Source organism: Williamsia herbipolensis, assembly GCF_036153515.1.
In the GTDB taxonomy this organism is placed as follows: domain Bacteria; phylum Actinomycetota; class Actinomycetes; order Mycobacteriales; family Mycobacteriaceae; genus Williamsia_A; species Williamsia_A herbipolensis.
In genome coordinates, this window is sequence record NZ_CP108021.1 from 3,730,663 (window position 1) to 3,753,437 (window position 22,775).

Genomic DNA, 22,775 nt, shown 5'->3' on the forward strand with positions numbered 1-22,775 from the left:
AACGCCCGCGGTTGGGCACGTGACGACCGCGGTTGGGCGGCTGCGCCGGTCAGGGCACAATGAGCGCCGTGTCGGAAAAGCCTCGGATCTCCAATGTCCTCGCCGGTCGGTACGCCTCGGCAGATCTGGTGGCGCTGTGGTCGCCGGAACACAAGATCGCCCTCGAGCGGCAACTGTGGATCGCGGTTCTCTCTGCGCAGCGTGATCTGGGTGTCGACGTCCCCGACGGCGTCATCGACGACTACACCCACGTGATCGACCGGATCGACCTGGCCTCCATAGCCGATCGCGAGCGCGTCACCCGTCACGACGTGAAGGCCCGCATCGAGGAGTTCAACGCCCTCGCCGGCCACGAGCACATCCACAAGGGGATGACGAGCCGCGATCTCACCGAGAACGTCGAGCAGCTGCAGATCCTGCGCTCGCTCGAGTTCGTGCACGCCCACGGGGTCGCGGTCGCGGCACGGCTGGCCGATCGCGCCGCGGAGTACTCGTCGATCGTGATGGCCGGGCGCAGCCACAACGTCGCCGCGCAGGCCACCACGTTGGGCAAGCGATTCGCCTCGGCCGCAGACGAACTCCTCGTGGCGTTGACCCGACTGCGGGAACTCATCGACCGATACCCGTTGCGCGGCATCAAGGGTCCGATGGGTACCTCGCAGGACATGCTCGACCTCCTCGACGGCGACGCCGCCAAGCTCTCCGAGCTGGAGTCGAAGATCGCTGCACACCTGGGGTTCTCGCACTCGCTGACCTCGGTCGGTCAGGTGTACCCGCGCTCGCTCGACCACGACGTCGTCTCCGCGCTGGTGCAGGTGGCGGCCGGCCCGTCGTCGCTGGCGCACACCATCCGCCTGATGGCGGGCCATGAACTGGTGACCGAGGGCTTCCAGCCCGGGCAGGTCGGCAGTTCGGCGATGCCGCACAAGATGAACACCCGCAGCTGCGAACGGGTCAACGGGCTCACGGTGATCCTGCGGGGCTACGGATCGATGGCCGCCGAACTCGCAGGCGCGCAGTGGAACGAGGGTGACGTGTTCTGCTCGGTGGTGCGTCGCGTCGCACTGCCCGACGCGTTCTTCGCCATCGACGGGCTGATGGAGACGTTCCTGACCGTGCTCGCCGAGTTCGGTGCATATCCGGCGGTGATCGAGAAGGAGCTGGCCCGCTACCTGCCGTTCCTCGCGACCACGAAGGTGCTGATCGCGGCGGTGCGCGCCGGGGTGGGCCGCGAGACCGCACACGAGGCGATCAAGGAGAACGCGGTCGCCGTCGCGCTGGCCATGCGCGAGGAGGGCCGCGAGCCCGACCTGCTCGACCGCCTCGCCGCCGACGAACGACTTCCGCTCGACCGCGCGGCACTCGACGCCGCCCTCGCCGACAAGCATGCGTTCATCGGCGCTGCCGAGGCACAGGTCGCCGACGTCGTCGCCGCGGTCGGCCGTCTCGTGGAGCAGTACCCCGACGCCGCCGCGTACGCGCCGGCGCCGATCCTCTGACCGACCGCCGCTCAGCCGCCGGCGGCGATGACGGCCTCGATGTTGCGCTCGGCGAGGGCGGTGATCGTCAACGACGGGTTCGCCGTCCCGGTGGAACCCGGGATGAGCGCGCCGTCGACGACGTACAGGTCGCGATAGCCGTCGACACGACCATGGGTGTCGGTGGCGCGGCCGAGCACGACACCGCCGAGCGGGTGGGCGGTGAAGCGGGTGTTCACGTCCTTCGCCAACGGCCCTGCGCCGACACCGATCCCGCTGCGTTCGGCGATGCGGGAGTGCACCGCGCGCAACGCGTTCTCGACGTCGCGGTTGCCACCCCGCGGCCACCGCAGGTCGACCTGTCCCGTGGAGCGGTCGAGCACGAATCGCCCACGGGTGCCGTCGAGCACCATGCCGAGTGAGCCGATCAGCGACAGGTCGACGGGGTTCCCGGGTACGTACCAGTTCTCCAGCGACACAGCGGTTCCGGTGGATTCGTCGACGATCCGCGTGGCCGACGGTGACGCCTGGACGAGACCGTTCGCGCGGAGATCGGGCCCGCGCACCAGGGCGGCGTCACCGTTGGTGCCCCAGCCCTCGCCGACCGCACCGCTCAGGTCCGGCAGGGTGCCGGTGTCGCGGGCGCGGACCAGCAGGGCCGAGGTCCCCATCGATCCGGCGCCGAGGAACAGGCGCCGACAGCCGATGGTGCGGCGACGGATCACGGTGGCGTCGGGGGCGAGCTCGGCCATGGTGAGCACGAATCCAGCTGCGTCACGGCCGATGTCGATGACCTCGTGGCGGGGGTGGATGCGTACCCGTCCGGTGGCCTCGGCCTGTCGGAGGTAGGTCGATCGGAGGTCGTTCTTGCTGCCGTCGGCGTTGCCGAGGTTCGATTCACCGATGATCGCCGAAGGCCGCACGGCGCCGCGGAGTTCGGCGCGAACGATGTCCCAGTTCCAGATGCCGTCGATGCGCTGCAGAGCGTGTCCGGCGCGACGGGCCTCGGCGTCCCACACCCGCGCGTGTGTGAAGGGTCCCGATGCCAGCACGTCGCCGGGCATCGGCGATCCGCCCAGACCTCGAAGCGCCCGGGCGTAGTACGGGGTCATCGCGTCGTGATCGAGGGTGGAGCCGAACACCGCCTCGAAGAAGCGACGTTCCGGGCGTACGAGGGCGCCGGTGAACACCAGTGATCCGCCGCCGACGCCCGCACCCCGCCACACCTCGAGGTCGCCGTGCTCGGTGGCCTCGAGCACTCCGCCGAAGGAGTCGACGGGGACCTGGGGCAGTCCGGTGAGCGGGACGGGGTTGACGGTGCGGCGCCAGTAGCCGCGCCCGTCGGGCAGCACGTCGTTGGCGAAGATCGCGCGGTGCGGGTCGATCGGCCAGCGGGAGCCGCGTTCGAGCACGGTGACGTCGAGTCCGGCCTGTCCCAGACGTGATGCGGTGACGGCGGCCCCGAACCCGGTGCCCACCACGATGGTGTCGCTGAACGCGGGCGCCGGCGGCACCCGGCGGTAGATCTCGGGGACCAGCGCACGGTAGGCGGGCTCGCCGACGGGCGAGGCGACGGCTCGGGCAGCCACTGAACCCACGGCTGCGGTGGCAGCGACACCGGCGGCGGCCCGCGTCGCCCCGGTGATGAACGCCCGTCTGTCGAGCACTGATGGACCCCCCGGCCGCTGATGGGTGCGGCGGTTCCGCACTCGTGTCCGCGGCCGCCACGGCGGGGCTCGTCACCTCCGGTGTGACCGCGTGGACACATCCTCACCATGAATCTGACATGCCGCCAATTCAGATGGGTAGAAAGGACGAGTCGGTGGTCGGGGCCCGGATGTGACGCCGGTCGGTCGGCATCGGTGAGTGTGGTCGGCGTCTACCCCGCGACCCCAGCGCGATCGGCGACGCCGGCGATGAACTGGGCCTGTCCGATGTGCAGCGTGATGTCGTTGACGACGCTCACCAGTCGGACCCCGGCGGTGACCGGCGGGTCCCAGTTCTCGTCGACGACCCGCTCGATCTCGTCGGCATCGACCCCGCGGACGTAGTCCAGCGTGGCGGAGTGCACGGCATGGAAGTACCCGGCCAACGTGGCGCCGTCGCCGGGCACCGCGGCGACCTCGTCGCTGGACTGTCCGTAGCCGGTGGCCCAGTCGTCGAAGGGGAGGTCGAACCGGTCGCGCCACTGCGGCCACACCTGATCGCGGCCCGACAGCCCGGTGATGTGATCGTCGACGACCCGCGCCGAGTGCCAGATGAGCCAGGCGATGGTGTTCGCGTCGGCGTCGATCCGGTGTGTGAGCACCGCGGGATCGGCGTCGTCGGTCAGGGAGGCGACGGCGTCGTCGACACGGGTCAACGCGTCGACGAGGACGTCGTGCAGGGCAGTGGCGTCGTCGGCCATGGTGGCTCCTCACGGGTCGGTGTCGAGATCGGGTGACAAGTGCAACGCGCTGCCGGCGCCCCGCCATCCCCGCGCGAGCGACCGACCACGGCGCGGCCACTAGCCTGAGGGGATGCGTCCCACCCTCGAGTCCTACCGCCACGTGGCGTCGGGCAAGGTCCGCGAGCTCTACGAGATCGATGACGACACGCTGCTGATGGTGTCGTCGGACCGGATCTCCGCCTTCGACCACATCCTCACCACCCCCATCCCCGACAAGGGGCGGGTGCTGACCGCGATGTCGTTCTTCTGGTTCGACACCCTCGGCGTGCCCAACCACCTGGCCGGCGACGCCACCGACGAACGCATCCCGGGATCGGTCCTCGGGCGCTCGATGGTGGTGCGCAGGCTGCCGATGTTGCCCGTGGAATGCGTTGCCCGCGGTTACCTCACCGGATCGGGGCTCCTCGACTACCGGGCGACCGGCGCGGTCTGCGGCATCGCACTGCCCACCGGTCTCGACGAGGCGTCGCAGCTGCCCGAACCGATCTTCACGCCCGCGAGCAAGGCCGACATCGGCGACCACGATGAGAACATCGACTTCGACGCCGTGGTCGCGAAGGTCGGGCCCGACGTGGCGCAGGCGGCCCGGGCGCTGACGCTCGACATCTACACACGCGGTGTCGACCTGGCGCGGGAGCGCGGGATCATTCTGGCCGACACCAAGTTCGAGTTCGGCACCGACGCCGACGGCGGTCTCGTGCTGGCCGACGAGGTGATGACGCCGGACAGTTCCCGCTACTGGGACGCGCAGACCTACACCCCAGGACAGGTGCAGCCGAGTTTCGACAAGCAGATCGTGCGCAACTGGCTCACCGGCCCCGACTCCGGGTGGGACAAGGCCGCCGACGGTCCGCCACCGCCACTGCCCGACGATGTCGCCGAGCGCACCCGTCGCCGGTACATCGATGCCTACGAACGTATCTCGGGTCTGTCGTTCGACGACTGGCCGAAGGAGGAACAATGACCACCGCACCGCAGGTTCCCGCCGCGAAGAAGGTCCCGGTCACCCGCGTCCACCACGGCGACGAGGTGGTCGACCACTACGAGTGGCTGCGCGAGAAGGAGGACCCCGAGGTCATCGCCTTCCTCGAGGCGCAGAACGCGCTGACCGAGGCCGACACCGCGGAGCTGGCCGACCTGCGCACGGCGATCTACGGCGAGATCAAGGCGCGCACACAGGAAACCGACATGTCGGTGCCATCGCGCCGCGGGAGGTACTGGTACTACGCGCGGACGGTCGAGGGCAAGCAGTACCCACTGCGGTGTCGTGCGCCGATCGCCGGCGAGGACGACTGGGATCCGCCGACGGTGTCGGGCGACGACCCGCTCCCCGGCGAACAGGTGCTGCTCGACTCCAACCTCGACGCCGAGGGGACCGACTTCTACAGCCTCGGTGCGTTCTCGGTGACCGACGACGGCGATCTGCTCGCCTACAGCGTCGACGTCAAGGGCGACGAGCGGTACACGTTGCGGTTCAAGGATCTTCGCACCGGTGAGATGCTGGCCGAGACGGTCGAGAACACCGCGCCTGGGGCGACGTGGTCGCACGACGGCAGGCACATCTTCTACCTCACCGTCGACGACGCGTGGCGGCCCGACACCGTGTGGCGCCACGATCTCGGCGCCGGTACCGACGACGTGAAGGTCTTCCACGAGCCCGACGAACGGTTCTGGGTCGGCATCGGCGGCACCCGCAGCGACAAGTACCTGATGATCGGGCTCGGCTCCAAGATTACCTCCGAGGTGCACGTCCTCTCGGCCGACGACCCGACCGGCGAGTTCCGCGTCGTCTGGCCGCGTCGCGACGGCGTCGAATACGACGTCGAGCACGCCGTCATCGGAGGTGAGGACCGGTTCCTCATCACCCACAACGAGAACGCCGAGAACTTCGAACTGCTCGACGCCCCGGCCGACGATCCCACCGACACCCGCGTCCTCGTCCCGCACTCCGATGAGATGCGCATCGAGGGTGTCGACGCGTTCGCCGACCAGCTGGTGCTCAGCTACCGACGCGGCGCGACCCCGCGGATCTCCATCGCCGACATCCGCGACGCCTCGAGCGCGACCGAGGTCTCGTTCGAGGAGGTGACCTTCGACGAGCCGCTGTCGACGACGGGCCTCGCGGGCAACCCCGAGTGGGCGGCGCCGCGCCTGCGCATCGGGTACTCCAGCTTCATCGAGCCCAGCGAGGTCATCGACCTCGATGTGCGCACCGGCGAGCGGATCCTGCTCAAACGGCAAGTGGTGCTGGGGGAGTACGACGCCGGTGACTACGAGCAGCGACGCGAGTGGGTCACCGCCGCCGACGGCACGCAGATCCCGTTGTCGATCGTGAGCCGCAAGGATGTGTCGCGGCCGGCGCCCACGCTGCTCTACGGGTACGGCTCCTACGAGGCGAGCATGGATCCCGGCTTCTCGATCGCCCGGCTGTCGCTGCTCGACCGCGGTGTCGTGTTCGTCATCGCCCACGTCCGCGGCGGCGGCGAGATGGGGCGGCACTGGTACGAGAACGGCAAGACGCTCACCAAGAAGAACACCTTCACCGACTTCGTCGACGCCGCACAACATCTCGTCGACACCGGCGCCACGACGCCGTCGCAGCTGGTGGGGGAGGGCGGCTCGGCCGGTGGACTGCTCATCGGCGCCGTCGCCAACCTCGCGCCCGAGCTGTTCAGCGGGATCCTCGCCGTCGTCCCGTTCGTGGACCCTTTGACGTCGATCCTCGATCCGTCGCTGCCGCTGACCGTCATCGAGTGGGACGAGTGGGGCAACCCGCTCGAGAACGCCGAGGTCTACGAGTACATGAAGTCGTACTCGCCGTATGAGAACGTCGCGGCCGTCGCGTACCCCTCGATCCTGGCGATCACCTCGCTCAACGACACCCGCGTGATGTACACCGAGGCCGCGAAATGGGTTGCGCGTCTGCAGGACACCACCACGTCCGACAACCCCATCCTGTTGAAGACGGAGATGAGCGCCGGACACGGAGGCGTCAGCGGTCGCTACAAGCAGTGGGAGGAAGTCGCCTTCGAACACGCCTGGGTCCTCCGCCAGACCCGAGCCATCTGACCCCACCCCACCCCCACCAGTTGGGCACGTAACGACCGCAGTTGGGCACGTGACGACGGTCAGGCGGGTCGAGCCGCCCGGGTGGACGATTCGAATCCCCGGATCGCGAGCTCTTCGGCGATCCGATCGGTGACACCGTGGGGGTCGGCGGACAGCCGCTCGCCGGTCACGCGCAAGGGTTCCCAGCCCAGATCGCGCGTCCTCATGTCGCGCCGCGAATCATGTGCCCGGTCCGCCGGGGAGGTGTGAAAGTCGACGCCGTCGTAGTCGATGCCGATCTTGTAGCGACGGTAGCCCAGGTCGAATCGTGCGATCTCGTGGCCGCGGTGATCAGTGATCACGATCTGTGACTCCGGGCGGGGGAGGCCATGGCGGATCATCAAGAGGCGCAGCCAACTCTCCCCGGGTGACTCCGCCTTGGGATCGATCAGGGCGGACAGCTCTCGCAGCTGACGTATTCCCTTGGTTCGTGGATGATCTCGCGCGTATACCCACAGCTGTCGGAGGTCGAGATCGGTCTGCCTGGCGAGGTCGTCGAGGCGGCCGAGGGCACGCCAATCCGGGGTGCGACGCCCCAGGTCGTACGCGGTTCGTACGGGATTGGTGACCGCCAGACCGTCGATCATCATGACGTCGGCCGAATCGAGCTGGTCGGTACGGGTGACGCGGACGGAGTCGAACCTTCGGCCCTGTCCGTTCAGATCGCGGATCAACTCGATGTCGGGATCATGATCCACGTAGGTCACCCCGTGAAGAATGGCCGCACTGATCCCGGCGACCACGGCTCCCGGTCCGGCCCGTAACGCCGCGGCCCTGATCAGGTCCCTCGCGTCTACCGCCACGGTCGGGTCCACGTAGACGCCGCGTTGGAGCCTGCGGAATTCACGTCGGACCGCCTTCGCGGCGGAGTCGGTGCGGATCAATGCGGATTCTGTGCCCCAGAAAGGGTGCTGCGTCTGTTCCATGGGTTGTTGGACGTCGGCGGGCGCGGGGTGGTTTCACCGATCTCGACGACGACTCAGACGCGTCGAATCCCCAACTGGGTCGCCAAGTGCCCAACTGCGGTCGTTAGGTGCCCAACTGCGGTCGTTACGTGCCCAACTGGCGGGGTGTCGGGCGGTTGGGTACCGGGGTGCGGAGATGACACGAGCCCCGCCGGGGTCCGGCGGGGCTCGTGGGTCGAACGGGTCGTGCGATCAGTGCATCATCACCGGGGCGGCCTTGACGGGCTCGCCGTTCTCGTCGACCGGGGTGGCGACGGCGATCTTCTTGCGGGGCAGGAAGAATGCCGGGACCAGACAGATCACGATGAGCACCACGGCGACGACGAAGGTGTCGCCGAACGCGCTGGCCGAGGCGCTCGGTGTCGGTGCGGCCAGGCCCTTGAGGTTGGTCGCGAGGATCACCGAGATGACCGCGGTGCCGATGGAGGCAGCGGTCTGCTGGACGACGTTGACCAGGGTCGAGCCGTCGGCGACGCTCTCGGCCTTCAGTGTGGCCAGTGCGGCCGACATCATCGGCATCATCGACATGCCCATGCCGAGACCCTGCACGAACAGCGCTCCGCCGAGCAGCCAGTACGAGGTGTCCGCTCCGAGGAACATGAACACGCCGAGACCGATCGCGATGAGCACGATGCCGGTGAGCACGAACTTGCCGGGGCCGATCTTGTCGGTCATGCGACCGGCGATCGGCATCGTCAGCATTGCGCCGAGACCCTGCGGTGCGACCAGCAGGCCGGCCATCAGCGTCGACTCACCGCGCACACCGATGAAGTACTGCGGGAACAGCAGCGACGCACCGAAGAACGCGATCAGGAAGAACGTGAACGTCACGACGGTGATGCTCAGCGTGCGGTTGCGGAACAAGCGGAGATCGAGCAGCGGGGTCTTGCCGCGCAGGGCGTGGACCACGAACGAGACGATCAGCGCCGCACCGATCACCATCGGGATGAGCACCTTGGCCGACATGAACGTGCCCTCGGAGTTCGACGACGAGACGCCGTAGAGGAACACCGCGAGACCGGGGGACAGCAGCAGCAGCCCGACGAAGTCGAACGGGGGCTTGGACTTCTCCTCCTCGCCGTCGAGGATCCACGCCGAGTAGGCGATGGCGAGGATGCCGATCGGGACGTTGATGAGGAAGATCCAGTGCCACGACACGAACTCGATGAGCACACCGCCGAGGATCGGGCCGGCGATGGGTCCGAGCAGCATGGGGATACCGAGAACGGCCATGATCGAGCCGACGCGCTCGGGACCCGCTGCGCGCGTGAGGATCATCATGCCGACGGGCATCAGCATGCCGCCGCCGGCGCCCTGCAGCATGCGGAACGCGACGAGCGATCCGATGTTCCATGCGAAGGCACAGAGGATGGAACCGAGCACGAACAGCACCAGCGAGGTGAGGTAGACGTTCTTGGTGCCGAAACGTGCTGTGGCCCAGCTCGAGAGCGGGATCACCGCGGCGAGCGCGAGGGTGTAGCCGGTGGCCGTCCAGGCGGCGTTGGCGGCGGAGGTGTTGAACACGTCCTGGAAGGTGTTCTGTGCCACGGCCACGACCGTGGTGTCGAGGATCGACATGATCGCGCCGAGCACGACCACGGCGGCGACCTTCAGGGTCCGGGCGTCGAGCCCCGATCCCTGATCGGTCGATGGTGTCGAGGAGGTCATCAGTCCACTTTCTGATGGTGCCGGTGAGCGAACACCGGATCGGATTCGGACAGGTAGTCGCCGCTGACTATCGAGTGCAGAGCGTCGTACAGGTTGGTGCGCAGTTCGGCGGGCAGCCGACCGACGAAGTGCCGGAACTGCTCCTCCTTGCTGTCGAGATGGGCGTTGACGACGGTGTGGCCCTCGTCGGTGAGGGACACCCGCTTGATGCGGCGGTCGTGGCTGTCCTCGCGTCGATCGACGAGTCCCAGGCCCACGAGCTTGTCCACGTTGCGACCGGTGGCCGCGACGGACAGGTGCAACGCCTCACCGAGTTCGTTCACCGACAACGCCCGCCCGCGGCCCGCGAGGACCATGAGGGTGCGGAAGTGCGAGAACGAGATCTCGGTGTTGAACAGGCTGTCGAGCGCATCGACCTCGGCCGTGGTCATGAGGCGCCCGAGGAACTCGACGAGGACGTCGAACGTCTGTTCCGTGGACGCCGCGGTGTCCGCGGAGGGGTCGGTGATGGTCACCGAAAAAAGGTAATGCCCGCGCAACTATTGCCGCCACCGCAATTGTTGTGACATGGCGCACGTCAGCCGGAAATCGCATGTGAGACGCGTCACGGACGTCGGCTGGGACCCGTGACTACGCTCGTCGCATGACCTCCATCAAGTCCATCCCGCTCACCACCCTCCAGGGTTCCGACACCAGCCTCGCGGAGTTCGACGGTCCCGTCCTCGTCGTCAACGTGGCCAGCAAATGCGGCCTCACGCCGCAGTACACGGGGCTGGAGAAGATCGCCGAGGACTACCGCGATCGCGGGCTCACCGTCGTCGGCGTGCCCTGCAACCAGTTCATGGGTCAGGAACCCGGAACCGCGGAGGAGATCGAGACGTTCTGCTCGACCACCTACGGCGTGACCTTCCCGCTGCTGGAGAAGGTCGACGTCAACGGCGACAACCGCCATCCGCTCTACGCCGAGCTCACCCAGGCGTCCGATGATTCCGGCGAGGCCGGCGACGTGCAATGGAATTTCGAGAAGTTCCTGCTCGACGCCGACGGCACCGTGGTGAAGCGTTTCCGCCCGCGCACCGAGCCCGACGCCCCCGAGGTCATCGAGGCCATCGAATCCGTTCTCTCCTGAGAGTTGGCACGCCGTACACGGCGACATAACCGACGGCTCACCTGCCGAACGGACACTCGGGGACATGGCAGGACAGTTGTATGTGTCGGTCTCGGGGATCCGTGCCGACACCCTCACCGACACGCAGGCCTTCGTCGACGACCTCGCCCGCCGCGAGGTGCCCACCTCGCTGCTAGTGTCACCGCGGCTCAAGCACGGTTATCGCCTGGGCGACGATGCAGAGACCGTCGACTGGCTGCGCGAGCGCCGATCGGGTGACGACGCGATCGTGCTGCACGGCTACGACCAGGCGGCGACGAAGCGACGTCGCGCCGAGTTCGCGGTGATCGACACCCACGAGGCCGCGCTACGCCTCGCCGCCGCCGACCGGGTGCTCGAGGCGGCCGGTCTGCGGACACGCCTGTTCGCCGCGCCCCGGTGGACGGCGTCGGCGGGCGCGACGGCCGCGCTGCCCGCCGCCGGGTTCCGGGTGAACCTGGGTTTCACGGGGTGGGACGACCTGGTCACCGGCCAGTTCACCCGCGCCCGCGTCCTCGGGTTCGGCGACGGCTTCCGCGCCGACGCGTGGTGGGCGCGGATGGTCGTGGTCTCGACCAACCGGACGGCCCGACGCGGCGGGGTGGTGCGGCTGTCGATCGCCGCCAAGCACCTGCAGACCCCGATCGCGCGGCAGACGCTCCTCGACTGCGTCGACCTGTCGCGTCACCACGGGTTGACGCCGGTCACCTACCGCCGTCTCACCGGGGTCGCCGCCGGGCGCGGCGCCGCCTGACCGGTAAAGTCGTCTCGACCGAGAACCCTCAGGATCGAGTACCGGCCGATCGGAATCAGGAGCGCACTCTCATGGCACGTGTGGTGGTCGATGTGATGCCCAAGACGGAGATCCTCGACCCGCAGGGTCAGGCCATCGTGGGGGCACTGGGACGGCTGGGCTTCTCCGGCATCTCCGATGTCCGCCAGGGCAAGCGGTTCGAACTCGAGGTCGACGGCACCGTCGACGACGTCGCACTCGACCGCATCGCGGCGGAGTTGCTGGCCAACACCGTGATCGAGAACTTCACCGTCTCCCGGGCCGAGCAGTGACCGCACGCATCGGCGTCATCACCTTCCCGGGCACCCTCGACGACGTCGACGCCTCGCGGGCGGTCCGGCTCGCCGGTGCCACGCCGGTCGAACTGTGGCACGCCGACACCGACCTGCACGGGGTCGACGCGGTCGTCGTGCCCGGCGGGTTCTCCTACGGCGACTACCTGCGTGCCGGCGCCATCGCGCGGTTCGCGCCCATGATGGGTTCGGTCGTGGAGGCCGCCACCCGTGGCGTCCCGATCCTGGGTATCTGCAACGGTTTCCAGGTGCTGTGCGAGGCCGGTCTGCTGCCCGGTGCGCTCACCCGCAACATCGGCCTGCACTTCGTGTGCCGTGACCAGTGGCTCGAGGTCGCCTCCACCACCTCGGCGTGGAGCAGCCGTTTCGAGCCCGGCGCCGAGATCCTGGTGCCGCTCAAATCCGGTGAGGGACGCTACGTCGCGTCCGAGGAGGTCCTCGACGAACTCGAGGGCGAGGGCCGCGTCGTGTTCCGCTACGCCGGGGACAACCCGAACGGTTCGATGCGCTCGATCGCCGGCATCTCCAGCGCCGACGGCCGCGTCGTCGGGCTCATGCCACACCCCGAACATGCCACCGAGCCGCTCACCGGACCCAGCGACGACGGGCTCGGGTTGTTCTACTCGGCACTCGACGCCGTGCTGGCCACCGCCTGATCCCCATGGCCGACACCGCGATCACCACCACGGCGACCGCGCAGGGGCTGTGTGATTTCGTCGACGCCTCCCCGTCGCCGTTCCACGTGTGTGCCACGGCGGCAACGTATCTGCGCGACGCCGGCTTCACCGAACTCCACGAAGCGCAGGCCTGGCCCACCGAACCCGGTGCGCACTTCGTGATCCGCGGCGGGTCGCTGATCGCCTGGGACGCCCGCGACGCCGGCACCGCGTTCCGCATCATCGGCGGTCACACCGACAGCCCCAACCTGCGCCTCAAGCAGCACCCCGAACTGCGCTCGGCGGGCCTGCGGATGGTCGGTCTCGAGCCCTACGGCGGGGCGTGGCTGAACTCCTGGCTCGACCGCGACCTGGGTCTGTCCGGGCGCGTGGCGATCCGCCGCGGCAGCACGATCGAGCAGCGACTCATCCGCGTCGACGACCCGATCCTGCGGGTGCCGCAGCTCGCCATCCACCTGTCCGAGGACCGCAAGGGCGTCACCCTCGACCCGCAGCGACACGTCAACGCGGTGTGGGGCGTCGACACCGGCGACAGCCGCACGTTCCTCGAGACCGTCTGTGCGCGAGCCGATGTCGATGCCGCCGAGGTCCTCGGCTGGGAGTTGATGACCCACGATCTGGCGCCGAGCACGGTCGTCGGCGCCGACGGCGACCTGATCAGTGCCCCCCGATTGGACAACCAGGGCACCTGCTACGCCGGTCTGCGCGCCCTGCTCGACGGCGCGACCGGTGCGGCCCACACCCGCGTGCTCGCGCTGTTCGACCACGAGGAGGTCGGCAGCGCGTCGGATCGCGGGGCGGCATCGGACCTCCTGATCTCGACGCTGGAACGGATCGTGGCCGGGCGCGGCGGCGACCGTTCGGAGTTCCTCCGCACGATGGCATCGAGCGTGTGTGTCTCCGGCGACATGGCCCACGCCACGCATCCGAACTACCCCGACCGTCACGAGCCCGCCCACCGCATCGCGGTCAACGGTGGCCCCGTGCTGAAGGTGAACCAGAACCTGCGCTACGCCAGCGACGCCGGCGGCGAGGCCCTGTTCGCGCTGGCGTGTGAACAGGCCGGTGTGCCGCTGCAGCGGTACGTGCACCGCGCCGACCTGCCGTGCGGATCGACGATCGGGCCGATCACCGCGACGCGGACCGGTCTGTCGACCGTCGACGTCGGCGCCCCGCAGCTCGCCATGCACAGCGCGCGTGAACTCATGGGTGCCGCCGACATCACCTCGTATTCGGCTGCGCTGCAGGCGTTCCTGTCACCCGTCTGACGCGTCGATCCCGCGGAGCTCGCCGCCGATCAGGGCCTGCTCGGCGCGGCTGAACAGCCACGCGAGGGCATCGGGATCGTCGGGGAGGGTGATCTGCTCGTAGCCGATGAGCAGGTACAACGACCACTTCGCGAACATGTCCGCGCCACGGCGGTCGCCGAGGATGTCGAACGCGGCGTCCGACAGGGCGGCGATGCGCTGCGCGTCGACCTCCTGCTGCACGGCCCGCACCTCGGGGTCGAGGCTGCTCCACGTGCGGATCGCGGCCTCCGCGCGGTACGGCAGCGACAGTCCGATCGCCCGCAGCGCATCGATCCGCGCGCGTGGATCCGACTGGGCGCGAACACCTTCCACCAGCAGCGTGGTGCTCTCGGTGTGCCAGTGCGTGATGAGCTCGCCGGTGTAGGTGCCCCAGTTGGCGAAGAAGTGATAGAAGCTGCCCGAGGTCACCCCGAGGCGGCGACAGACCTCGGCGAGCTTGAGTCCGCCGTAGCCCTGGTCGGCCAGGACCCCCAATCCGGTCTCCAGGTACGCCTGGCGCGAGGTCGTCGATACCACCCACTCAGCTTAGACGCCATAAGTTGACTTATGTTAGTGTGACCCACGCCACCACAACCAACCGGAGGTCGACGTGAGTTTCCGCAGTTCCGACGAGGTCGCCACCTACATCGGGGGCATCTTCGAGACCGCCTTCGCCGACGCCGAGCTGGGCCCCAAGCTGGCCGAGACCGGCATCGTGCTCGAGTTCGACTTCAGCGAGCCCGAGACGCATCTGGTCATCGACACCACCACGGGGTCGGTTCACAACGGACGCGACGGCGCCCCGCAACCGGTCGCGACGATGTCGATGACCGCCGACGTCGGCAACGCCTACTGGCAGGGGAAGGTGAACCTCCCGATGGCCATGGCGAAGAAGAAGATCAAGGTCGAGGGCAACGTCGCGTCGCTGCTGAAGATCGCACCGCTGTCGAAGAAGTTGTTCCCCACCTACATCGAGCGCCTCACCGCTGACGGCCGCGACGACCTGCTCGTCTGACGGCCACCTCCGTCCGACCCCACCACCGGGAGACCACCATGAGCGCACCCACCGCCGATCGCACCTTCCATCCCGACACCATCTCGCCGCTGTCGTTCTGGGCCGGCACCGCCGCCGACCGCGAGGCGACCTTCGCCCGCCTGCGGGCCGAGGCGCCCGTGAGCTGGCATCCGCCGGTCGAGGGTGCGCTCATCCCACCCGAGCAGCCGGGTATCTGGGCGGTCGCGCGTCACGCCGACATCGCCTACGTGTCCAAGCACCCCGAACTGTTCACCTCTGGACAGGGCGTGATGGTCGAGGAGGTGCCCGAGGAGATGCTCGAGGCGGCGATGTCGTTCCTCGCCATGGACGGCAAGCGGCATTCGCTGCTGCGGCGGCTGGTGAGTGCGGCGTTCACCCCTCGTCGTGTCGCGGCGATCACCGAGCAGATCGAGAACCAGGCCCGCACCATCGTCGACGATCTCCTGGCCACCGACTCGGGTGACTTCGTGGCCCAGGTGTCCAAGCGACTGCCCATGTGGACCATCTACGAGATGATGGGCCTGCCCGCCGAGCACCGCGAGGAGGCCGCGCACCACGCCGACGGCATGGTCTCGTGGAACGATCCCGACGTCGCCGCGGGCCGCGAACCCGGCGAGGTCCTCAACGAGTCGCTGGTCGCCCTCCTCGGACTGGCCCTCGATCTCGCCGAGGCGCGCCGCGCCGATCCCCGCGACGACCTGATGACCAACCTGGTGGAGGCCGAGGTCGACGGCGAGCACCTCACCGACGAGGAGATCGCGGCGTTCTTCGTGCTCCTGTCGGTCGCCGGCAACGACACCACCCGCAACACCATCAGCCTCGTGGCCCGTGCGCTGCAGGACAATCCGGACCAACGTGCACTGCTCGCCGACGACTTCGAGGGCACCGCCGCCACCGCGCTCGAGGAGTTCGTGCGGTACGCGACGCCGGTGATGACGTTCCGGCGCACCGCCGTCGTCGACACCGAACTCGGAGGGCAGCAGATCAAGGCCGGCGAGTGGCTGCTGCTGCTCTACCCCTCGGGCAACCGCGACGACGAGGTCTTCGACTCCCCGGACTCGTTCGACCTCACACGGTCGCCCAACCCGCATCTCGGGTTCGGCGGTGGTGGACCGCACTACTGCATGGGTGCCTTCCTCGCGAAGACGCAGCTGCGAGAACTGTTCGGCCAGTTGCTGTCCCGTGCACCCGGGCTCACCCTCGGCGACCCCGAGTACCTCGTGGGCAACTTCGTCCACGCCGTCCGATCCCTGCCCTACACCCTGGAGAAGTGATCGTGATCGACCTGGCCGGAAAGAGTTTCGTCGTCACCGGGACGGCATCGGGCATCGGTCACGTGGTGGCCACCAAGCTCCTCGACGCGGGCGCGCTCGTGCACAGCCTCGACCGCAACACCCCCACCGCGGCGGTCACCTCGCACATCGAGGTCGATCTCGCGAACCCGCGCAGCATCGACGCCGCGGTCGAACAGCTCGACGGCGAGTTCGACGGTCTGATCAACGTCGCGGGCATCCCCGGCACCGCACCGGGTGACCTCGTCCTCGCGGTGAACGCACTCGCGGTGCGGCACCTCACCGAGGCGATGTTCGAGCGTCTGCGGTCGGGCGGCTCCATCGTGGTGGTCTCGTCGATCGCCGGGTCGAACTGGCCGCTGCGCCTCGAGGCCGTGCGCGACCTGCTGGCCACCGACACCTTCGACGAGGGTGCCGCCTGGTTCAAGGACCACCCGCAGGAGGGCAACGCCTACAACTTCTCGAAGGAGGTCGCCACGGTCTACGCGATGTCGATGTCGTTGGCCCTGGTGGAGATGGGGCTGCGCATCAATGCGGTGCTGCCCGGACCTGTGGAAACGCCGATTCTGCCCGACTTCGAGGAGTCGATGGGCAAAGATAATCTCGACGGCGTCCGGGGTCTGCTGGGCCGACACGCCCAGCCCGACGACATCGCCGACGCGATCATCTTCCTGGTCACCGACTCCGCACGCTGGATCAACGGCCACGGGTTGGTCGTCGACGGCGGTCTCAGCGGGGGCATCCTGACCGGCGTCGTACCGGCACCCGAGATCTGAGAAGGACCCACCATGGCTGCACCCACCCTCCCCACCACACCCGTCGTCGAGCCGGTCGACCCGACGGTGCTCTCCGAGCTACGCCGGTACCACGCCTCCGGGGTGACCCGAGACATCGCTTGGCGCACAGGGCAGTTGGAAGCCCTCGAGCGGATGCTCGACGAGTGTGAATCCGACATCGTCGCCGCGCTGGACGCCGACCTCGGTCGCGCCGGGTTCGACGCGTGGCTCGGCGACATCGCCTCGACCAAGGGCGAGGCCACCTACGCCCGCAAGAATCTGAAGAAGTGGATGAAGCGACAGAAGCAGTCGCTGCCCCTGGCGCAGCTGCCCGCGAGGGGCTGGGTGCAGTACGAGCCGCTCGGCGTGGTGCTCGTGATCGGCCCGTGGAACTACCCCGTGTACCTCACCCTCGGCCCCCTGGTCGCGGCGATCGCGGCCGGCAACTGTGCGGTGCTCAAGCCCTCGGAGATGGCGCCCGCGTCGTCAGAGCTGCTGGCGCGCATCGTGCCGCAGTACCTCGACACGAAGGCCTTCCGGGTGATCGAGGGTGATGCGTCGACCACACAGGACCTCCTCGCCATGGGCTTCGACCACGCCGTGTTCACCGGTGGCACCGAGGTCGGCAAGAAGATCATGGCCGCCGCGGCCCCCACGCTCACCCCGGTGACCCTCGAACTCGGCGGCAAGAGCCCCGTCTACGTCGCCGCCGACGCCGACCTCGGCGTCACCGCACGTCGGATCGCCTGGACCAAGCTGCTGAACTCCGGCCAGACCTGCATCGCGCCCGACTACGTGCTGGCCGACCGATCGGTGGTCGACGAGCTGGTACGCAAGATCGGCGACACCATCGCCGAGTTCCGTGCCGACAAGACCGAGCCGACGGTCAAGATCGTCAACGCCCGCCAATTCGACCGGCTGTCGGCCTATCTCGACGCCACGACGGGTCGCATCGCGCTCGGTGGCGGCGTCGACCGCGAGAACCTCCGCATCGAGCCGACCGTGGTCGTCGACCCCGACCCCGACGACGCCGTGATGGAGAACGAGATCTTCGGGCCCATCCTGCCGATCCTCACCGTCGACTCACCCGACGCTGCGATCGCCTTCGTCAACGCACGCCCGAAGCCGCTCGCGAGCTACGTCTTCACGTCGTCGAAGGCGCTGGGGCAGAAGATGATCGACGCCATCCCGTCGGGTGGCGCGGTGGTCAACCACATCGCGATGCACTGCCTGATCCCCAGTCTCCCGTTCGGCGGTGTCGGCGCGAGCGGCATGGGCGCCTACCACGGCCGATGGGGTTTCGAGGCGCTCAGTCACCGCAAGGCGGTGCTGGCCAAGCCGACGAAACCCGATCTGTCGCTCATCTATCCGCCGTACAGCGACCGCGCGGTCAAGCTGCTGCGCCGGATGCTCTGAGAGGGGAACGGTCGTGCACGTGACGGTCGATCGGGACATCTGCTGTGCGTCGGGCAACTGCGAGATGGCGGCGCCGGCGGTGTTCGAGCTCGCGGATTCCGGCGAGGTGCAGGTCGACGACGCCGCTGTCGAGGCGAACGTCGACAGCGTGCGCCGGGCGATCAGCGAATGCCCCACCCAGGCGTTGACGTTGATCGAGTGATCCGCCACCGCGGCGGCGCGGTCTCGTATCCTGCCGACATGAACCTCGCCGGCGCGGTGATCTACGTGTCCGATCTGGACGGTATGCAGCGGTTCTACGCCGACTGCCTGGGCTGGACCGACGTCGACCACGGCGAGGGCTACCGCGGTATGGCGTCGTCGGCGGGTCTCGTCACGCTCGTCCGTTCAGCTGATGCGACACCATCCGCCGTGCCCGCCGCGCGTCGCAGCGAGACGGCGATCAAGCTGACCGTCGAGGTGGACTCCCTCGTCACGGCACGCGAGCGCATCACCGCCGCCGGCGGCACGGTCGAGCCCGCGTCGACCCAGTGGTCGTTCCGTGGGGCCACGCACTGCGACGCGGTGGATCCCGAGGGCAACGTGATCGGGTTGATCGAACCCGACTAGTACTGCCCCAGGTAGAACCGCAAGCCCTGATCGTCGCGGCATTCCGCGACGGTCGCGTACGGCATCCGTTCGGGTTCCGAGATCACCTCGCCACCGGCCTGTCGGACGCGGGCGACGGCACCGTCGATGTCGTCGACCGCCCACATCGCGACGGCCGCGTGCGTCCGTGCACCTCCCGCGATCCCGATCTGCGGTCGGGCGTCGTCGACCTCCCAGCCGTCGTCGATGCGACCCGCGGTGAACTCCCACCCGAGGACCGACCCGTAGAAATCGCGGAGCACACCGCTGTCGGGGGTCTCGACGGTGAGGTAGGTGAGCTCGCCGTGTCCCGACGGGTGCAGCGCGCCCCGCGGCTCGTCGACGTCGGGGACGTACACCGCGAACCGGGTGCCCTGATCGTCGACGGCGTCGAGCGACCCGGGGTGCCCGCCGGGCTCGGTGACATCACGGCCCCCGGCCGCGACGATCGCCGCACGGGCGGTGTCGAGATCGTCGACGGCGTACACGCAGAACACGGTGCGCACGTCACCCAGGCTCGAGATACCGAGCCGGTGACCCAGATTCGTGACCTGACGGGTCTCGGGGTCGTACCGCCAGCCGAGCACCGACCCGTAGAAGCGCACCGCGGCCTCGACGTCGGGCACGCACAGCGACGGGTAGATCAGGTCGCCGCGGCGCGCCCGCGAGACGGCCTGCGATCGTGTCGGGCCCGTGAGCATCCACCGATGTCCGAACGGGTCGATGATCGCCCCGGTGCGGGATCCGTGGCCCTCGTAGGGTTCCCGCTGCACCGTCGCCCCACCCGCCCGGGCCGCGGCGACCGCCCGATCGGTGTCGGGCACCGCGAGCATCAGGCTCACCGACACCGCTCCCGGCGCCGGCGCGGCCAACCCGAGATCGGGGGAGGTCTCGGCGAGATACACCACGCCACCGCCGATCTCGATCTCGGCGTGGCCCACCGACCCGTCGTCCATCGTGATCGGCTTTCCGCGCAGGCGACCACCGAGGACGCCGGTGTACCACTCGATCGCGGCACGTCCGTCGCCGACGGTGAGGTACGGCAGCGCGCCCGGTCGCTCCACGACAGGGGAACCGGCTGTGGCCGAGGGGGTCTCGTCGAGGGTGATGGACATGTCGATTCCTTCCGGGAGGGCGGCGCCCTGTTCGAGGCGGCTTCGCAACCGGCGGCGGAAGTCCGTCGACGGGTCGAGCGGTGTGTCGCCGGCGCGCAGGACGGCGAACGGATCACGGCCCTCGAAATGGGTGGTCACGACACGCCTCCTCTCGCGGTCGGGGCGCCCGGATAGTGGGCGCGGAAGTCGCGCTTCGCGCGGGTCAGCAGGGCCTCGGTCGCCGACACGGTCCGGCCCAGGTGCTCGGCGCAGTCGGCGACCGTCAGGTCGTCGACGTAGCGCAGGGTGAGCACCGCCCGGTGCAGCGGCGTGAGGCGGGCGAGCACGTGTTCGGCGACCAGACGATCGAGTTCGGCGTCCCAGCCGTCGTGGACGGTCTCGGGTACGTCGGCGACCGGTGTCGCGGTCCGCGCGGCGCGACGCCAGTGATCGGCGAGCTTGTGGCGGGCGACGCCGACCAACCACGCGGTGCCCGCCGAGGGCATCGCACCCCGTCGGGCGGCGTCCATCGCGGCGAGGAACGTCTCCGAGGTGAGGTCCTCGGCCACGGCGGTGTCACGACACCGCCGCAGGAGGTATCCGTAGACGACCGGCACCGCGTCGTCGTAGATCTCGAGGAGCGCGCCCGCGCCCGATCCGACACTCACATCCCCATAGTCGTCGGGCGGCGCGGAAATCCGGCGGAATCAGAGGCGACCCGTAACCTGGGCCGCGTGGCGCACGGTCCGTTGATCCGACTGCTCGGCGACGCGATGACCATCCCACTGCGGGTCGGCGGGCTGCTCACGCGTTCCACCGACGACGTCGGCGTGCTGGCCCCCGATCAGGAGATCGACAACCCGGCGCCGCCGAACAGCGCCCACGAGCGGCAGAAGATCGCCTACAACTTCTTCTCGGGCATCGGCCCCGAGATCGCCAACCCCGGCGGCGCGCTGCCGGGAGCGAACCGGTGGGACGACCCCGTCGACCCCGCCCACCCGAACCCGGTGATCCTCGTCCACGGCACCGGCGGGGGCGGCCAGACCAACTGGGGCACCTATGTCCCCCTGCTCACCGCCGAGCGCTATGCGGTGTTCACCCTCACCTACGGCGCGCTACCCCATCTGCCGTGGCCGCTGTCGGCGATGGGTGGGATGACGGCGATGGAGGACAGCGCCGCCGAACTCGGTGACTTCATCGACCGGGTGCTGGCCTCGACCGGTGCCGACAAGGTCGACATCGTCGGTCACTCGCAGGGCACGCTCGTGCCGAACCACTACGCGAAGTTCCTCGGCGGGGCCGACAAGATCGACAGGTATGTGTCACTCGCACCGCTGTGGGAGGGCACGAGTGCCTTCGGGGCCGGTCTGCTGCACACGGTCGACCTGCGTCTGGGCATCGAGCCGCTCAAGGTGTTGCCGTGCCGCGCGGTGTCGCAGATGACGATCGGGTCGGCCTTCCTGGCCCACATGAACGCCGACGGCGGGCCCTACGTCCCGGGGATCCGCTACACCAACATCTCGACGCGCTTCGACGAGTTCGTCCGCCCGTACACCAGCGGCCAGCTGCCGGCGACGGCCGACGACCAGGACGTCACCAACATCGTGGTCCAGAGCAACTGCACCCAGGATTTCTGCGACCATCTCGGCATATGCGGGTCGCCCCGGTCGGCGCGACACGTCCTCAACGCACTCGATCCCGACCACACCGAGGAGGTGCCATGCGTGTTCGTCCCGCCGTTCTTCGGCTGACCGCTCTCGCGACCCTGCTGACCGCCCTCGCAGGCGTCGCCACACCGGCGACCGCCGCCCCGCTCCCGGTCACCTACGACTTCTTCGCCGGTGCCCGCGCGGAACTCGCGAACCCCGGCGGCTCGTTGCCCGGTACCAACGACTTCGGCTGTCGGCCGACTGCGGCGCACCCCGAACCGGTGATCCTGGTGCACGGCACCGGCGGCAACCGCCAGACCAACTGGGCGACGCTCGGGCCGGTGCTGCACAACGCCGGATATTGCGTGTTCGCGCTGACCTACGGAGCGCTGCCGGGCACGCCCTATCCGCTGAACCAGTTGGGCGGGCTCACCAGCATGATCCCCAGCGCGCGGCAGCTCGCCTCGTTCGTCGACAGGGTGCGGTCGGCCACCGGTGCGGCGAAAGTCGACCTCGTCGGTCACTCCGAGGGAACGCTCATGCCCGAGTGGTACGTGCGGTACCTCGGTGGCGCGCAGTTCGTGAACCGGTACGTCTCGCTCGCCCCGTACTGGAAGGGTCAGGACCAGACGCCCTACCTGCATCTCGAATCGGCAACGCGCGCACTGGGACTGAATCCGAAGACGGTCCTGCCGTGCCCGGAGTGCGCCGAGGAGCAGTACGGCAGCCCGTTCATGCGACAGATCAACGCCGGCGGCACCCCGTACGCGCCGGGGGTCACCTACACCAACATCATGACCCGCTTCGACGGCATCGTGGAGCCCTGGACCGACGGCTTCGTCCCCGGACCGCGCACCACCAACATCGTGGTGCAGGACACCTGCGCCGCCGACCACTCCGACCATCTGTCGCTGGTGTCGTCCCCGCGGACCGCGGCCCTCGTGCGCACCGCACTCGATCCCGCCCACCCGGTGCCGGTCCCGTGCGTGCCGGTGGCCCCGGGCCTGCCCGGTTGACC

General features: G+C 68.9%; 24 protein-coding genes. 16 read left to right on the forward strand and 8 right to left on the reverse strand.

What is annotated here, in order from left to right; genetic code table 11:
- Positions 1 to 68 precede the first annotated feature (68 nt).
- Positions 69 to 1,499 carry an adenylosuccinate lyase gene (gene purB / locus OG579_RS17315; RefSeq protein WP_408068696.1) on the forward strand — a complete coding sequence of 477 codons (1,431 nt, stop codon included), beginning with the start codon at positions 69 to 71 and terminating at the stop codon, positions 1,497 to 1,499.
- A gap of 11 nt (positions 1,500 to 1,510) precedes the next feature.
- On the opposite strand, the gene OG579_RS17320 is transcribed toward purB, so the two are convergent.
- The gene (locus tag OG579_RS17320; RefSeq protein WP_328856950.1) at positions 1,511 to 3,145 is read right to left on the reverse strand and encodes a GMC oxidoreductase; all 1,635 of its coding nucleotides are present in this window, start codon (positions 3,143 to 3,145) and stop codon (positions 1,511 to 1,513) included.
- Positions 3,146 to 3,357: 212 nt separating this feature from the next.
- Positions 3,358 to 3,885 (reverse strand): mycothiol transferase, encoded by a 528-nt coding sequence (locus OG579_RS17325; RefSeq protein ID WP_328856951.1) that lies wholly within the window; start codon positions 3,883 to 3,885, stop codon positions 3,358 to 3,360.
- 112 nt (positions 3,886 to 3,997) lie between these two features.
- On the opposite strand from OG579_RS17325, the gene OG579_RS17330 reads away from it, so the two are divergent.
- Together OG579_RS17330 and OG579_RS17335 are read left to right on the forward strand one after the other, a co-directional pair.
- Positions 3,998 to 4,891, forward strand: a complete 894-nt coding sequence (locus OG579_RS17330; protein ID WP_328856952.1) for a phosphoribosylaminoimidazolesuccinocarboxamide synthase — start codon at positions 3,998 to 4,000, stop codon at positions 4,889 to 4,891.
- Entirely contained in the window at positions 4,888 to 6,996 is a 2,109-nt protein-coding gene (locus OG579_RS17335) for a S9 family peptidase (RefSeq protein WP_328856953.1), read from the forward strand. Before OG579_RS17330 ends, OG579_RS17335 begins: the two co-directional genes overlap by 4 nt.
- A gap of 59 nt (positions 6,997 to 7,055) precedes the next feature.
- Here the strand turns inward: OG579_RS17335 and OG579_RS17340 are convergent, their stop codons facing one another.
- The 3 genes from OG579_RS17340 to OG579_RS17350 all read right to left on the reverse strand — a co-directional run bounded on the left by OG579_RS17340 (position 7,056) and on the right by OG579_RS17350 (position 10,183).
- Positions 7,056 to 7,742 (reverse strand): hypothetical protein, encoded by a 687-nt coding sequence (locus OG579_RS17340; RefSeq protein ID WP_328856954.1) that lies wholly within the window; start codon positions 7,740 to 7,742, stop codon positions 7,056 to 7,058.
- A gap of 450 nt (positions 7,743 to 8,192) precedes the next feature.
- Positions 8,193 to 9,668 (reverse strand): DHA2 family efflux MFS transporter permease subunit, encoded by a 1,476-nt coding sequence (locus OG579_RS17345; RefSeq protein ID WP_328856955.1) that lies wholly within the window; start codon positions 9,666 to 9,668, stop codon positions 8,193 to 8,195.
- Positions 9,668 to 10,183 (reverse strand): MarR family winged helix-turn-helix transcriptional regulator, encoded by a 516-nt coding sequence (locus tag OG579_RS17350; protein WP_328856956.1) that lies wholly within the window; start codon positions 10,181 to 10,183, stop codon positions 9,668 to 9,670. Before OG579_RS17350 ends, OG579_RS17345 begins: the two co-directional genes overlap by 1 nt.
- Before the next feature lie 128 nt (positions 10,184 to 10,311).
- Between OG579_RS17350 and OG579_RS17355 the strand changes: the two genes are divergently transcribed.
- The 5 genes from OG579_RS17355 to OG579_RS17375 all read left to right on the forward strand — a co-directional run bounded on the left by OG579_RS17355 (position 10,312) and on the right by OG579_RS17375 (position 13,846).
- A complete protein-coding gene (locus tag OG579_RS17355) occupies positions 10,312 to 10,797 on the forward strand; it encodes a glutathione peroxidase (protein ID WP_045821771.1) in 486 nt (161 codons plus the stop codon).
- A 64-nt stretch (positions 10,798 to 10,861) separates the two neighbouring features.
- On the forward strand, positions 10,862 to 11,569 hold the full coding sequence (locus OG579_RS17360; protein ID WP_045821772.1) for a DUF2334 domain-containing protein: 708 nt from the start codon (positions 10,862 to 10,864) through the stop codon (positions 11,567 to 11,569).
- Positions 11,570 to 11,640: 71 nt separating this feature from the next.
- Positions 11,641 to 11,880 carry a phosphoribosylformylglycinamidine synthase subunit PurS gene (purS, locus tag OG579_RS17365; protein WP_045821773.1) on the forward strand — a complete coding sequence of 80 codons (240 nt, stop codon included), beginning with the start codon at positions 11,641 to 11,643 and terminating at the stop codon, positions 11,878 to 11,880.
- Complete coding sequence (gene purQ / locus OG579_RS17370) at positions 11,877 to 12,557, forward strand: phosphoribosylformylglycinamidine synthase subunit PurQ (RefSeq protein WP_328856957.1); 681 nt, start codon at positions 11,877 to 11,879, stop codon at positions 12,555 to 12,557. Before purS ends, purQ begins: the two co-directional genes overlap by 4 nt.
- Before the next feature lie 5 nt (positions 12,558 to 12,562).
- A complete protein-coding gene (locus OG579_RS17375) occupies positions 12,563 to 13,846 on the forward strand; it encodes a M18 family aminopeptidase (protein WP_328856958.1) in 1,284 nt (427 codons plus the stop codon).
- Here the strand turns inward: OG579_RS17375 and OG579_RS17380 are convergent.
- A complete protein-coding gene (locus OG579_RS17380) occupies positions 13,835 to 14,404 on the reverse strand; it encodes a TetR/AcrR family transcriptional regulator (RefSeq protein ID WP_328856959.1) in 570 nt (189 codons plus the stop codon). The genes OG579_RS17375 and OG579_RS17380 overlap by 12 nt on opposite strands.
- A 73-nt stretch (positions 14,405 to 14,477) precedes the next feature.
- Between OG579_RS17380 and OG579_RS17385 the strand changes: the two genes are divergently transcribed.
- Genes OG579_RS17385 through OG579_RS17410 form a run of 6 tightly spaced genes read left to right on the forward strand, consistent with a single transcriptional unit; the run spans position 14,478 to position 18,996 of the window.
- Positions 14,478 to 14,882 (forward strand): SCP2 sterol-binding domain-containing protein, encoded by a 405-nt coding sequence (locus tag OG579_RS17385; RefSeq protein ID WP_328856960.1) that lies wholly within the window; start codon positions 14,478 to 14,480, stop codon positions 14,880 to 14,882.
- Between the two features lie 38 nt (positions 14,883 to 14,920).
- The gene (locus OG579_RS17390) at positions 14,921 to 16,177 is read left to right on the forward strand and encodes a cytochrome P450 (RefSeq protein ID WP_045821778.1); all 1,257 of its coding nucleotides are present in this window, start codon (positions 14,921 to 14,923) and stop codon (positions 16,175 to 16,177) included.
- 2 nt (positions 16,178 to 16,179) lie between these two features.
- A complete protein-coding gene (locus tag OG579_RS17395) occupies positions 16,180 to 16,971 on the forward strand; it encodes a coniferyl-alcohol dehydrogenase (protein WP_328859282.1) in 792 nt (263 codons plus the stop codon).
- Positions 16,972 to 16,983: 12 nt separating this feature from the next.
- Entirely contained in the window at positions 16,984 to 18,387 is a 1,404-nt protein-coding gene (locus OG579_RS17400) for an aldehyde dehydrogenase family protein (protein ID WP_328856961.1), read from the forward strand.
- Between the two features lie 13 nt (positions 18,388 to 18,400).
- Positions 18,401 to 18,589: a ferredoxin gene (locus OG579_RS17405; protein WP_045821780.1), complete on the forward strand. Its 189-nt coding sequence runs from the start codon at positions 18,401 to 18,403 to the stop codon at positions 18,587 to 18,589.
- A 38-nt stretch (positions 18,590 to 18,627) separates the two neighbouring features.
- Entirely contained in the window at positions 18,628 to 18,996 is a 369-nt protein-coding gene (locus OG579_RS17410; protein WP_328856962.1) for a VOC family protein, read from the forward strand.
- On the opposite strand, the gene OG579_RS17415 is transcribed toward OG579_RS17410, so the two are convergent.
- Both OG579_RS17415 and OG579_RS17420 read right to left on the reverse strand, forming a co-directional pair.
- Positions 18,993 to 20,267, reverse strand: a complete 1,275-nt coding sequence (locus OG579_RS17415; RefSeq protein ID WP_328856963.1) for a VOC family protein — start codon at positions 20,265 to 20,267, stop codon at positions 18,993 to 18,995. The genes OG579_RS17410 and OG579_RS17415 overlap by 4 nt on opposite strands.
- The gene (locus OG579_RS17420; RefSeq protein ID WP_328856964.1) at positions 20,264 to 20,776 is read right to left on the reverse strand and encodes an RNA polymerase sigma factor; all 513 of its coding nucleotides are present in this window, start codon (positions 20,774 to 20,776) and stop codon (positions 20,264 to 20,266) included. The genes OG579_RS17415 and OG579_RS17420 overlap by 4 nt, the downstream gene beginning before the upstream one ends.
- 66 nt (positions 20,777 to 20,842) lie before the next feature.
- Here OG579_RS17420 and OG579_RS17425 point away from each other — a divergent pair, with 66 nt between their 5' ends.
- Positions 20,843 to 21,859, forward strand: a complete 1,017-nt coding sequence (locus OG579_RS17425; RefSeq protein ID WP_328856965.1) for an esterase/lipase family protein — start codon at positions 20,843 to 20,845, stop codon at positions 21,857 to 21,859.
- Positions 21,829 to 22,773, forward strand: a complete 945-nt coding sequence (locus OG579_RS17430; RefSeq protein WP_328856966.1) for an esterase/lipase family protein — start codon at positions 21,829 to 21,831, stop codon at positions 22,771 to 22,773. The genes OG579_RS17425 and OG579_RS17430 overlap by 31 nt, the downstream gene beginning before the upstream one ends.
- Positions 22,774 to 22,775: the final 2 nt, after the last annotated feature.

Coding starts and splice junctions, on each gene's coding strand:
- OG579_RS17325 (WP_328856951.1), bottom strand. CDS start 3,885: ATGGCCGACGACGCCACTGCCCTGCACGACGTCCTCGTCGACGCGTTG.
- OG579_RS17330 (WP_328856952.1), top strand. CDS start 3,998: ATGCGTCCCACCCTCGAGTCCTACCGCCACGTGGCGTCGGGCAAGGTC.
- OG579_RS17335 (WP_328856953.1), top strand. CDS start 4,888: ATGACCACCGCACCGCAGGTTCCCGCCGCGAAGAAGGTCCCGGTCACC.
- OG579_RS17345 (WP_328856955.1), bottom strand. CDS start 9,668: ATGACCTCCTCGACACCATCGACCGATCAGGGATCGGGGCTCGACGCC.
- OG579_RS17355 (WP_045821771.1), top strand. CDS start 10,312: ATGACCTCCATCAAGTCCATCCCGCTCACCACCCTCCAGGGTTCCGAC.
- OG579_RS17360 (WP_045821772.1), top strand. CDS start 10,862: ATGGCAGGACAGTTGTATGTGTCGGTCTCGGGGATCCGTGCCGACACC.
- purS (WP_045821773.1), top strand. CDS start 11,641: ATGGCACGTGTGGTGGTCGATGTGATGCCCAAGACGGAGATCCTCGAC.
- OG579_RS17375 (WP_328856958.1), top strand. CDS start 12,563: ATGGCCGACACCGCGATCACCACCACGGCGACCGCGCAGGGGCTGTGT.
- OG579_RS17390 (WP_045821778.1), top strand. CDS start 14,921: ATGAGCGCACCCACCGCCGATCGCACCTTCCATCCCGACACCATCTCG.
- OG579_RS17400 (WP_328856961.1), top strand. CDS start 16,984: ATGGCTGCACCCACCCTCCCCACCACACCCGTCGTCGAGCCGGTCGAC.
- OG579_RS17410 (WP_328856962.1), top strand. CDS start 18,628: ATGAACCTCGCCGGCGCGGTGATCTACGTGTCCGATCTGGACGGTATG.
- OG579_RS17430 (WP_328856966.1), top strand. CDS start 21,829: ATGCGTGTTCGTCCCGCCGTTCTTCGGCTGACCGCTCTCGCGACCCTG.